The 13,978-nt window shown below is 61.6% G+C and carries 1 protein-coding gene (cut by a window edge); it reads right to left on the minus strand.

The genetic code is table 11. The annotated features are described in order from the left end of the window. A protein-coding gene (locus tag AC24GY_RS14125) for a beta strand repeat-containing protein (RefSeq protein ID WP_487684026.1) crosses the window boundary here: on the minus strand, positions 1-13,978 show its end. The gene runs 20,666 nt beyond the window's last position; the window shows 13,978 of its 34,644 coding nt (coding positions 20,667-34,644); the start codon falls outside the window, past its right edge; it ends in the stop codon at positions 1-3.

A 13,978-nucleotide genomic window follows, 5' to 3' on the forward strand; every position in this document is an offset into this window, starting at 1 on the left:
TTACAGGCGGCTGTAACGGCGGCGGCGGTTGTAGAAGAGGCCCAGGAGACCAAACATCAGGAACAGCATCCGGGAAGGCTCAGGCACCACAACGATGACGCCGTAGGTGCTGAAGGCGCTGACATCCCATGCCAGTCCTGCACCAAGCGCTGCAAGATCGAGATCGCCGGCAATGACACTGGTGCTTGCATCGTAGGTGTTGAAAGCCCCGACACTGAAGCCACCGCTCAGGTTGGCACCGCTCCAGTCAATCAGGTTGAAGACCTGGCCTTGCTGCGCTGAAACACTGCCGACCGAGTTCACCACGATGGCTCCCTGACCCCAGGCGGCGCCTGCACGGTTGCCAACACTCAGAGTGCTGTTAGTGCCGCTGAGATTAATGAAGTCATGATTCGTGGAGGATGTCGGTGCCCCCTTGGTGTAGATGTCTGCACCTGATCCCAAAGCGTCGAAGTAGTCCTTGGCGTTGGTGTAGGTGGTGGCACCGATGTTGAAGGTGTAGCTGTAGTCTGTCACCGCAGCGGTGGTCGGAGTGGTGATGCCCAGCTGAATCTGCGAACCGGTGGCCACCGTCAGTGCTGTGTTATCAGCCGTGATCGTCAGAGTGCCCTTGTCTGCATTCAAGGAGGTGACTCCAGGAGTGAGAATGCCCACGCTGTTCACTCCACCCACCGTCACCGCACCAGCGATGACGCCGGTGGTGGTGCCGTCGCCAGCACCTGCAAGAACTGCCGCGTTGGTCAGCGAACCACCGCTTTCACCCACAATCACCGACCCGGCTCCCGTCAGACTGCCTGTGACACGCAGCTCACCGTTGGAGACCGCAGTGCCGCCGGAGTAGCTGTTGCCAGTCGTGGACAATGTGGTGACACCCGTGCCGGTCTGGGCGAATCCACCCGCACCCGTGATGGTGCTGGCGCTGAAATCAGTGCCCTGTGCGACGGCATTGCTGCGATTGACTGCAAAGACCGCACCTGTGCCGACACTAACCGTGCTGTTAATGTCCAGTGCGCCGGTCGTGCCGCCGTTGCCGAGCTGCAAGGTGCCTCCCGAAACCGTTGTTGTGCCAGTATAGGTGTTAGCCGTGGCGGCAGCGAGGATCACCGTGCCGGCACCGACCTTGGTCAGGTTCATGCCAGAACCAGAGATCACGTCGCTGATTGTCAGAACGTCCGTGGCGTTGGTGGCTCCAATGGAGCTGCTGCTTTGCAGGACGACCGATCCACCCGTTACGGCAGACACTCCGGTGCCGGTGAGTGCGCCATTTCCACCTACCCCGGTGCCGTTCAAATTCACCGGTGTTTCAGCCACCGTCACACCACTGATGTTGAGCGTAGCCCCGCTGGCGACCGTGACGCCACCCGCCACCGTTCCAAGACCTGTGGCATTGGAGACAATCACCGTGCCGCCGTTGATGCTGGTGGCACCAGTGTAGGTGTTGGCGTTGGCGAGGGTCAGTGTGCCCGAGTCGTTCTTGGTCAGAGTGCCGGCACCCGTGCCAATGATCCCGTTGATCACCGTGTTTCCGGCACCTGATACTGTCAGGCCGAAAGCACCACTGATGCCGCCATTGATGCTCAGGGTTCCTGCGTCCGACTGGATGGTCGAGGCGCTGCCGAGGGCGACGGTGCCATTGTAGATGTTGTCACCGCTAAGGTTGCGGAGGGCACCACTGTTCGAGGCACCCGTTCCATTGATGGTCAGCGCCTCACCGACGATGTTGATGCCGCCCTGTAGTTCCAGAGAAGCTCCACTGGAGACCGTGGTGGCTCCTGCCGTCGTGCCCAGCGCCAGATTGTTGGCAGCACTCAGCACACCAGCGCTGACAGTGGTCACACCGGTGTAGGTGTTGATTCCGCCGAGAACCAAGGTGCCGGCACCTGCCTTCGTGATGGCCGTGCCGCTCACACCACCATTGAGGGCAAGCGCGTTGGACGAGTTGACCGTGATGGTGGCGGTGGCGGCGCTGAGGGCCACGTTGCTGTTGATCGTCGCGGCGCTGGATCCTGCGTCCGTGGTGATGCCGTTGGCAATGGTCAGGGTGTAACCACCGTCGCTGTTCAGCACCACCGCACTGCCGGTGCTTTGTGCGTTCACCGTGAGGCTCTTGATGCTCATGTTGGCGCCCAGAACCATGTTGCTCTGGTTCGAGTTAACGGTGGCGGAGAGGAACACATCCGTGCTGACGTTAGGAACGAGTCCCGTGGCGGTGCCGGCCAGATCTGTCGCCCAGTTGCTGGCCGTGGAGCCATTGGAAACCGCCCAGACATTGGCCGCACCGCTGTAGCCACCCGTCCAGTAGGCCGCCGTGAGCGCTGTCGTCGGTGCAGTGTTGAAATACACCAGCGTGTCCGTGGCAGTGATGCTGGTGACCTTGAAATTGGTGACGTTGTAAAGGTTGCCCACGGTATAAGTTCCTGAACTAGTTCCTGAACTGCTGGTGCCGTTCACAAGGCCGCCGGAAGCAGCAGCGAGGATCGTGGAGGTGGCCCCCGGCGTCTGCCCGCTGAGGAAGTAGGCGTCCACGGTGACATTGCCGGTCACATACGCCATCGCTCCGGCATTCAGCAGAATGCTGCTGCCGATGGTTCCCACTTCGACACCCAGGCGGCTGCCCCCTGCGAGATTGAGGATGGTGCCGGTATAAGGCGCCAGTGTCAGCACACCGCCAGTGGTGCCGGTCAGCAGGTTGAATGTGGCTCCGCTGGCAACTGTAAGCGAAGAGGTGCCGGAAATGCCATCAATGACGCCAGCAGTGACATGACTGACTTCCAGAACACCGCCATTCACCGTGGTGTCACCATTGTAGGTGTTTAGGTTGGTGAAGATGAGCTTCTTGGTGCCACTCTTGACGACGTTGATGTTGTTCTGGACGACACCGCTGTAGGAACTGTCCGTCGTCGGAGTGACGGTGAGGGTCTTCATGACCGTGGCACTGTTGGTGATGAAACCGCTGGAACTGCTGAAAGCCGCACCCGTGATCACCGAGGAGTTGAGATTGCCGATGGAGGCGTTGAACCCGCCAAGATCAAGGACACCGCGGCTGGAGGTGGTGACGTTGGTGCCGGTGGGCAGGGCGGCGGCCGAAGCGAGCCGGAGGGTGCCGTTGGCGATGTTGGTGCCACCATTGTAGGTGTTCGTGCCCGAGAGGATGACGGTGTCAATGCTCTGCTTGGTCAGACTGCCTGCGCCACTGATGTTACCCTTGATTTCAAGAATCGCGCCACGGGCGGTATCGGTCAGCTCGCTGCTGTTGTTGGTGTCGGAGCCGACGCCAGTGGTCAGGGTGGTCGTGCGTCCGTTGTCAGTGCCGTTCGGGCCATCGGTGAAGGCGTTCTGGCCTACGAAGGAGTTGCCCAGCAGGCTGATGCTCACACCGGCTCCCAAGGTGCGGAAGACCGTGCCAGAGTTGCCGCTGGAGACGTCATCCGTGCGGAGGAAGCCTTCGATGGCACCACCGTTGATCAGAATGGTGGCCACCGTGGTGTTCTGGTCGGCGTTCACCTGGAGCGAGCCGGCGCCGAGGTTGATGGTGCCGCTGCGGGCATTGTCCACGCTCCAGCGTTCGATGGAGCCGGCCTCATAGTTGATCGAGCCGGCGGTGGCTACGGCGGCGGTAGCCTTGGTGAAGCCGGTGGTCAGGATGTCCAGCACACCGTAGCGCTTGACCGTGATGCTCGTGGAGGCGTTGGCGAAGGCGTTGGCGTTGGTCACGCCGATGGCACCTTCCTCGATGCTCACATTGCCCGTGAAGCTGGTGCTGTTGTTGCCGCCGACCCAGAGGTAACCGTTGCCCCACTTGATGAGGTCACGGCTGCCGTTGAGGCCCAGGACGTTCAGGCCGGAACCCGTGGCACCAGAGGTGATCTGGTTGTTCACAGCACCCGCGTTGATGTCGAGGATTGAGTTACCCGCGCCGGTGAGGAAAAGCGTTCCTGCATTCAACACGGAACGGGTGTTGCCGGTTTGCACACGGAGGCGGGCCGGTGAGAGACCGGTCGTGTCTGTCGAGAAGGACTCAAGGTCACTAATGCCCACGACACTGTCAGTCAGGTTCGGCGTCGACACGATGATCGTGTTGTCCACAGCGATGATGCGGCCCATCGTGTATTGTCCGTTGAGCGAGTTGCCGGGCTGCGCCAGCAGGTTCAGCGTGGTCCCGGAGGCCGTGTTCGCGCTGCTGGAGTTGAGGGTGATCGTGCCGCCGTCACCGGATGCGCCGAAGGTGTTCAGAGTCAGTGCACCGCCGTTGACCGTCCAGTTGCCAGAGAAGCCCGTCCCGTTGGCGGCTGCGGTCTGATCCTTTCCAATCACAAGCGCACCAGCACCGAATTTGACGATGCTGCCCGCGTAGATGTCACCTGTGAGTGTGGTCGTGCCAGGATTGAAGATGATGCCTTCCTTGGTTCCGGTGGTTCCGAACCTCAGGTTGGTGGCGATGGTGGTCGTGCCCGTGCTGATGAGGCCGCCACGGTCTGCATCCGTAGCGCCGTCGGCGAAGGTAATGGTGTTGTATTGACCCACACCGCTGTTGATCCCGAAAGCGGTGCGCAATGCATAGACCGTTTGATCTTGCGTCAGCGTCACGACAGCGGTGGTGATGTCCACCACGCTGCTGGCATTGGTGTTGGTGCTGAAGACACCACCGGCGAAGATGTTGCTGTAGGCCACCTGATTGGTTGTGGGGGTCAGCGTGCTCTGCACGGACTGGAAGCCGGTCGTCGAGTTATAGCTCAGGAAGGTGTTGTTCGTCGCATCAATGTAATAAGCAGGCAGGATCCCGTTGGCCGCAAAGCCCGGGGTCGCATTGCGGTTCACCGTTCCCGAAAGTGTCGGAGGCGTGAGATTCCATGCCGAGACAAACAAGCGTTCCGTCTCATCGTTGCCAGTGTTGAGCCCAAGGAAGTTTCCATTGGGCACGATCGAGAGTGTGCTTCCCACGCCAGCGCGATTGAGGCTGGCCACGGTCAGTTGCGCCACACCGTTGGTGATCCGACGGTCAATACGGATCGAGGAGCCTCTGGAATAGTTGATGGCTCCCACGGTTTCCGTGCTCGTGACGGCAGCGTCGTTGCGGGCACGGAAGTAGAACTGTCCGCCATTGAGGTTGATGGCCGTGTTGTCATCCCAGCGATCCGTCAGGTTGGTGGCATCGTTGTCGAGCCAGAGCACGGAACCGGGGTGGAGGTTGACGGCGTAGGCGTTGGCCGTTCCGTTCACGTTGCGCAGAGTGGCGCTGCCGTAAACCTGCAGGGTGCCAAAAATGTCCACCGCCCCGCCCACACCCAGAGGTCCTGCGGTCGCCGTGGCGTTCTGCCGGATGACCATGGAGGAGCTGCGGCTGATGATCGTGCCACCGGTGTAAGTGAAGAGATCCTGGCTGTCGATGCCGCCGTTCACATTGGCCGCCTGCCCGCCGACGAGGAGTCTCGTGCCGCCAGCATCCACGAGCACGCCCATCAACCCTGCGGCAGTGGAGTCGAGTGTCAGGGTCTGGCCATTGCCGCCAATTCGGTAGATGTTTCCGGCTCCCACACCAAGTGCGGTGCCAGTGTAGCTGCGGGCCGCACCCGTCGCCGCGAAGTAGAATTTGCCGTTGCCGATGGTGGCAAGATTGAAGTTGTTGGCGTTGTTCACGTCCAGCCCGATCACGCCTTCAGAATCAGCACTGATGGCGTTCTGGAGGTAGGATTGGCTCAGGGCGGCGTTGGCAAAACGCAGGACAGCCAGTTGCACTCCGGATCCCAGCACTTGCAGCTGACCCGTGCCAAAATTGATGTTGGCAAGGTTGGTCAGATACATGTTGCCGGTCGGATTGATCCGGATCGTGCTGCCGCGGAGCATGGCGCTCAGGTTCAGGAACGTGCCGTTCTCGCTGTTGACGTCACCAAAGCGCAGCAGGCCGCCGTTGACCACAATGCCGAGGCCGTTGGCCCCCACCGTGCCGGCATAGAGACCGCCGAAGGTGCTCGCGGCGCTGTTGAGCCAGAGGTCGTTGCCGCCGCCCTTGATGATGGCCTGGCCAATGCTGCCTGGAGCTGAACCTGCACCGTCATTGATGACACCGTTCAGAAGAAGCGGTGCGCTGCTGACATTGAGCGTCGGCGTCCCGGTCAGATTGGTAAGGCCGTTGATTTCCAAGCCGTAAGTGTTGCCGCCAGTCACCGTCAGCGTGGAGCTGCCGATGGTGAGATCCTTGAAGGCAAGGAGTTTGTTCGCCGCAGTGCTGGCGATGTTTCTGTTCACATCGATCGTGCTGCTGCCGTTGATGATCAGGTTGTTGCCGGCAGCGTTGTTGCCAACGACGTAGCGCTCACGGGTGGTGGTGTTCGCTCCGTCGATCCGCAGATTAAGAATGCCAGAATACAGGGTCACATCACCTGCACCGATACCGCCATTGTTGATGCCGCTGAAGAGCGTGGCGAAGTTGGCAGGCGTGCCCGTGGTGGTGCCGCGCACCGTGATCGAACCCTGCACGTTCTGCAGGCCACCAGTGAAGGTGTTGATGCCGTTGTTGAATGCGGTGAAGCCGTTGCCAAGCTCGAGGGTGCCGCCGCCGGAGTGGACCAAGGTCGCACCGCCCGTGACCTGGCCGTATACGGTCAGGTTGGGATCTTGGCGGATGTAGTTATAGGCCGGAGCACCTTCCAGAGTGGCCGCGCTAAGAACGAGCGGGCCGTTCACCTGGATGGCGACGTTGTTACCGGCGTTGCTGACAAACAAGGTCTGGCCTTGCTCCCCAGGAGAGCCACCAAAACGGATGCCGCCAGTCAGGATGCTTAGGAAAGTGCCAGTGGTGGCTGCGGCACGGTCGTTGTTGATCGTGGCCTGAGCATTGCCTTCACCGATGACGAGACCGAGGTTATAGACCGTATTGGCGGTATCGGAACGGAGCTGGAGCTGGCCGCCGTGGTTATTGATCACCACGAGGCCGTTGGTCCCGGCGTTCATCTGCGAGAGGGTGGCCGTGCCGCCGAGGTTGGCCTGCACCGTCGCGGACCGGAAGGCAATGCTGCCCTGATTCACGATCCAGTTGCCGCTGAAGCTGGCCTGCGGGGAGTCGATGACCAAGGTGCCGCCCCCCTGCTTGACAACGTTGCTGGCGTTCGTGATCTGACCCGTGGTCGTAGGCGACAATCCCGGCAGGGTGCTGGATTTCGTCTGGGTCGTGATCGTGCCGATCGTGACGGTGTTCTGGTTGTAAATGTTGAACTCCTTCAGGCCGCTGCCTGCGACCCCGACTTCAATGCCGGTGAAGATCTGGACTGCCGCATTGGGGTTGATAAAGCCACCGCTCTGGAGGCGGATGCGGTCCGTGGCGGCTGCATTGTTGTTGTTGCCGAAGGTGATGCCCGTGTCAAAGCGGCCGGCATAGACATCCAGGCCGATGCCAAGGCCCTCTGCGTTGAAGACAAGAACCGCCGTGTTGAGGAGGAAGCGGTCATTGGCACCGATGAGCTGCCCGGCGGCGGCGATGTTGCCACCGGCCGAAGTGCGGTCGAAGCCTGCGTTCACGAAACCATTATCCGCCGTGTAGGTGAGGAATTGCGCATCCGTGGCGTTGACGATCCAAGGAGCCACCATGCCATTGGTGATGCCGCCGAGAGCCACGAGGCCATTGGCCCCGATGCCGCTGAAGAGCTTCACGCGCTCATCGCTGCCGAGGACGCCGCCGTTGGCCGGGTTGATCTGGAGCGAGGCCGCGTTGCCGGCAATGGCGAGTCCGTTGTTCGTCTGCGTGAGACGGGTGATGTCAGCGCCGGCTCCGCCACCGATGATGAGGTTCACGGTGCGGTCGATCAAGTCGCGCTGGGCAACGAGCTGGCCAAACTTGCCCACGGTGATGTCACCGACAGTTTCCGTGACTTCGATGTCGCGGTTGCCGATGAGGCGGATCGTGGAGTTGTTGAGGTCGACGGCCTGAGTGTCGAGCCAGCGGCCCTGGCCGCCGTAACCCTCGAGCTTGGTGGTGGCGAGCAGGCCGGTGGAGTAGTCGAAGCGCACTTCCGAGGTGTTGCGCAGAGTGACCGGGGCCAGCATGGCTGTGCCAGCCGCATTGAGGAAGGTGCCGCCCAGGCCACCGGCCGTCAGGATGCCCCAGGTGTCAAAACTGCTCGTCGTCAGGCTGCCGCGGAATTCCAGCGTGCTGGCGCGGTTCACCACCGTGCTGCCGGTGTAGTTGTTAGCGGTCATGAGGACCACAGTGCCACGACCGTTGCCGGCGGTGATATTGTCCCCGTTAATACCAGTGTGGGGAAGGCCGACGATGAGAGCCGCACCCGCTCCGGTGAGCACGTTGCTGTTGGCCATGTCACTGGAAACATAGAGAATGCTGCCACCCGCACCGAGGCGGTAGGCGTTGCCAGCGCCGGCACCGAGGGTGGCGGCGTTGTAGCTGCCGTTCAGGCCCACACCGTTCTGAGTGCTGCCGAGGAAGGCGGTGCCGTCGCCGATCCTCGCGAGATTGATCGTCTGCGTGTAGACCGTGTTCAGCGCAATGATCGCCGAACCGGCGTTCTTGCCGCCACCGTTGAGCCCATTGCCGCCGGCCAGGCCAAAGTAGGAGGTGTTCTGCGGGCCACCAAGGTTGCCGATGAGGAGTTTGAAGTCGGAGAGCGGTGCATTGGCCGCCATGCGGAGGATGCCGTAGTTCGCCATGGCATTGCTGCGCAGGTCGATGCTGCCGGCTCCGACGGCGATGTTGCTGGTGCTGTTGTATTGAATGGCGGAGCCCGGCTGGATGAGGGTGTTGCCGGCTCCCAGGTTGGAAGTGGCCACGAGTCCTGCGATGCCGGGGGTGTCGCTCAGGGTGATCACATTGCCTTCGAAGGTGCCGAAGAATGTGGTGCCGCCATTGCTCACGTAGCCGCCCTTGAAGGTGGCGCTGTTGTCGCTGTTGATGAACAGACCGCCACCGCCGCCCTTCAAAAGGGTGCCGTTGCCGCTTACCGGTCCATTGATGGTGACGTTGCCGTTGCCGCCTGTGCGGCTGTTGTTGGTGATCTCGGCATCCTTGATAAAGCTCAGGCCGGTGAAGCTGTACGAGAGCTGCTGGTTGTCCGCAACGTTGTTGAGGGTCAGGAGAGGAGAGCCCAAAGGTCCGCCGAAGGCCAGCGTGCCGAACTGAACAGTCTTGTTCGAAGCGGAAGATGCCCGGGTCAGATTCAGAGCCGTCCCGCCGCTGCCGATGTAGCTGCCGCCGCCGAGCGTGGCGGTCGAACCGATGGTCAGGTTGTTGTTCGCAAAGGTGGTCAGCACCTGCATGTTGGCGGTGTTGTCACCTTCATGGCTGATGACAAGCGTCGCTCCATTCAGGGTGATCGGAGCGCTGGCTCCAAGCGGATTGGAGGCCCCGTTGGAGAGGCGGACTTCCGTCGTGCCAGCCATGAGTTTCCAAGCGCCCACCGCATTAGCACCGGCACCGCTGTCGCCATTGGTCAGGAAGAGGGTCTGACCGCCGATTTTCACCAGAGTCTTGCCCGCAGCCGCGATCTGCCCGCTGATCACGCCATTCGCAGCCGTGTTGAGGGTCGTTTCACCGGCCGCATTGACAGCGAGAATGCCGTTGATCTGGACGTTCGTGGAATTGCCAGTCCAGCTCAGGGCCGCAGCGTTCAGCGTCACGTTGTTGATCAACGACCAAGCCACGGGAGCGACACCCACCGAGAGCGTGGAAGTCGTATTGGCGTAGGTCGAGCCGTTGCCGAAGCTGTTGAACTGGTCGACGATGATGTTGTAGCCGCTGCCGGAGCCAAACTGAATGGTGGCGATGTTGTCCGTGACTTCACCCGCCGCGTAGCCAGCCGCTGATGTGGCTGCGAGGTCAAGAATCCCACCCTTGAGGGTGATGGGACCGGTCCCGAGCGCAAGGGTGTTGCGCACGGCAAGTGTGCCGGTGCTGACCGGGGCGACGACGTTCGCGCTGGTGACACGCCCCGCATTGATGATCGTACCACCGGTGTAGGTGTTGGCCAGCGGAGCTCCATCCGCGATGGGGGCCTGATTGAGGGTCAGCGTGCCGTTCCCTGACTTGGTGAGGCCGACGTTGCCATCAATCGTTCCAAGATAGGTGGTGCTCTGACCGATGCCAGTGTTCACCGTCAGGGTGGAGGAGGAGCCCGTGTTCGTCACCCGTCCGACGCCGGACAGACCGCCGATGGTGACGTTCTGACCGTTGAGATCAAGGCCATTGGCGCTGCTGTTAATGACAAGGTTGACCAGACCGCTGGAAGGCACTGCGCTGGCGCTGGCAAACTGCAAGGTGCCTTCCTGCACAGTCAGGTTGCGCAGGCCGGTGGTCTGCGGAGCCATGATGTTGCCGGTGCCAGAGAGCAGCAGGGTGCCCGCGCCGGCCTTGGTGAAGTCGGTGGCTTCAAAGTTGCCGGAGATGACGGAGGCGCTGGTCTGACCGCCGCTGATAAATACGAGAGCTTCCGTTGGCGTCGCACCCGTGCCGAATCGCAGGTTGCTGCTGATAGTCTGGCCGGCGGACGTCACTGCGCCGCCGTTCATGATCAGGCCCGCACCCGCAATGCGGAGCAGCGAGGAGCCACCACCAGCGGCGATGTTGCTGTTCGTACGCAGGTCCAGCACATCGATGGTGCTGTTGTCCACGATTTGGTCGCTGGTGATGTCGGCCAGCGAGGTCGCGGCCGAGGCACTCAACACACCCACCGTGGTGGCATTGTTCAGGAGGAAGCCGTTGATGGCATCGTAGCGCAGGAAGTTCAGTGAGTTGGTGTCCGCACCCGTCGAGGAACGACCGACGATGGAAGGTGTGGCAAGGATGAATCCACCGCCGCTCGCCGTATTGGCCGGCGCAGAATTCGTCACCTTGAAGAACTCATTCACTCCGAGATCCGCAGCCAGGTCGGAAGAGATGATCGTCAGCATGCCGTTGGTGCCGCGGGTCAGCGCCGTCGCCGTCAGCGCGGAAGTCACACCGGTTCCCTTGGTCAACTGGACGCGGCCTGCGTTGTAGGTCATCGAGGTCACCGTGAGGGCCTGGTTGACGACACCGAACGTCAGCGCATCAGACGCCGCCACAATCCCCGCCGTCGGAGCACTCAGGGTGAGGACGTTGCCATTGACCGCTGTGACCAGCGTTCCCGCCGTGATATTGGCGGGATTAGTGGAATCAGCGATGGTCATGCCAGGGACGATGCCCGCAGCGTTGCTGACTGTGAGGATGTAGCTGACCGCCGTCTGTGCGCTTGCGGTGACACCCACTGGGGCTGTCCCCACCGTGCCCTGAAGCTGCAGGGTGCCGTCGGTAAGGGTGATCGCGCCTGTGCCGAACGGCGTGCCGCTCGTCATCTGAGTCATCACGGTTCCGCTGCTGCCGATGCCGCCGATGGTCAGGCTGTTGTTGGCATTCACGGTCGAATTGAGCACCAGAGTGCCGCCGCCGAGCTTGGTCAGGCCGAAGGCACCGGTGATGGGCAGCGGCACTCCGAAAGTGGACCCAGTTGAAACGCCAATCGCACTGGCCGCAGTCTGGATCAGCTGATGGGAGGTGGTGAAGGAACCGCCCACGGAGAGCACACCGCCGCGCAGACGCACGTCCGTAGGCAGGCCGGCCACAGTGTGAGCGGTGGAGGTACCGACAGCGATCGGCGTGGTATCACCCAGGTTGATGTCGGCGGTCACCCGCAGCATGCCCGCATCAATGAACCATGAAGTGCCATAGTTGGCGTCCGCAGTGGTCTTGTTGTAGGCCGCATTGTTGCCCGTGATCACCAAAATGCCGGGGCCTTGCTTGAGCAGGTTGCTGCCCCCTGCGCCGCTTGCCGTGAAACCAGCATCAAATTGGATCGCCCCCTGCGTGGTGTTCACCACGAAGTTGCGGTTGCGCAGCGTCGCGTCGGAATTGAGGTTCCACGTCGACGCCGTGTTGATGAAGGTCAGGTTGCCGCGGCCTTCAAAGGTCATCGAGAGCGTGGCGGCGGTGCTGAGCGTGCCGAGAGCGTTCGGGACGATCCGGTCTGCGCCATTCGAGCCAATGAAGGTGCCGCCGTTGTTATTGCCTGAGCCGAAAGTGAGCGTGCCGGTACCGAAGGGACCGCTGATGATGGTCAGCGCATTTGGCGCACCCGAGTAGTAGGAATTGGCACCGACCACCACGCGGGCGTTGTTCAGAGTCGTGTTGCCCGTGTAGGTGTTCTGCGAGTAACCGTTTGGATCCGCTCCGATGAAGACCACGCCGTTGCCCAATTGTCCGGTGGTCGCGGTGCTGCCGATGAGGATGCTGTGCAGGTTGCCGTTGCTGGAAATCGGTCCAAGCAGTTCAAGGCGGCCACTGGTGATGGCGAAGAGGGTCAGGGTGCGGTCCGCGCTCCCTGAGACGATGCCGATGCCCCCGGTGATCTTCGACCCGTAGAGCGAGTTGCTGAAGATCGACATGTTCGACCCGGCATTCGGGTTGCTGATGATGATGTCGCGACCAAAAGTGATCTGCCCGGAAAGGCCCAGGGCGGCGAAGGTGGTCGCAGCGACGGAGCCCGCGGCGACATTGGTGATGAACAGCGGCGAGTCGGTGTTGCCGAGGGCGCCAGCGACGTTCGGCAGCACGTCTGTGCCGACATAGAGGATGCCCGCCTGGGCCTGGTTGCCGTTGACAGAGGTGCCCGTCAGCGTCGTCGTGCCAGTGTAGGTGTTCATGCCATTGAGCACCAGGTTGCTGGTGCCGCTCTTGATCAGGTTGCCGTCCACGCCGCTGATCACGCCGAGGATGCTCAACTCCGCCGTGTTTTCAATCGTGCGGGTGCCTCCCACGCCAGCCGGCGTGAGGTTGACGTTGCCGCGCAGCACGAAGTTCGTGCCGGCCGAGCGGAAGTCAGCCACCAGATCCACGTTGTTGAGAAGGCTGATGCCACCAGCACTCACTGCACCCGTCTGTCCCTGGCCAATGTTAAAACCGCCGTCCGTGGTGTTGTTGATGATCAGCTTGCCGCTGCCCAGGGCGAAGTTGTTGCCGATGTTCAGCGTCGAGCTGCGGTTGGCCCAGGTGTCGCCGGTGTAGTTGTTCCGGGTGTTGAGCGTGATGTTGGTGTTGCCGTTGATGACGGGCTGGTTGGCATAGGCGTTGCCCGCCACCATGGCCCCGATCTGGACAGAGTTGGAACCCGTGAGGACGTTTTCAAACGCGTTCACACCGATCTGCATGGTTCCCTGGTTGCCGCCGCCGCCGAAGCGATAGACGCCGTCCGTGGAGGCACCCAGCGTCGGGGCAAAGTAGTATTGGTTGATCGCGCCGCTGGTCGAGGTGCCGAGCCAGAGATGTTCCACCGTCCCACTCTGATTGAGAGCGGTTTCCATCGCGCCGATGTCGAGCGCTCCATACTGCACACCGTTGTCGAGGGAAATGACGCCGAGGCTGGAGCCCGTGGTGCTGAACTGCACTTTGCCGTCGGCCGCAGGACCGGTGGTCAGCACAGCAAGGATGTTGGCCTGGGTCAGCGCGGTGCCGTTGTTGTTGTTGCCAAAGGCGATGCCGCCAAAGGCCCAGTCATCGCTGACAGCGGTGACTTTCTGGAAGGCGATGTTGCCGATGTCCGCAAGGCGGAGCTGTGCTCCAGCGAGGATGTTAATGTCACCCACACCAAACACGCCCGTGGTCGCGGTGCCTGCGGTGAGCGAGGTGGAACCCACAATGCTGGTCGCGGTGTTCTGGGTGCTGGCCCAGATTTCCAGCCCGATCTGGCCGTTCGTGCCGAAGGTGTTGGCTCCGTTGGCGAGGAAGAGGCCGCCGTTGCCATACTTGACCAGCTTGCCATTCGCGCCGCCCACCACCAGGCCTTCAAGGATGCTCTGATTGGCTGCACCAAAGGAGGAACCGATGAAGTTGCTGTTGGCTCCCAATGTCGTGGTGCCGGTGACTGTGATGCCGTTCTGCGAGAAGTTCAGGTAAATCGGTGAATTGGCCCCGAGATCGGCAATCGTCAGGTTGTTGATCCGCTGCATGGTCCCCTGGTTGTTG

This window comes from Prosthecobacter sp. Pr1, from assembly GCF_057652315.1.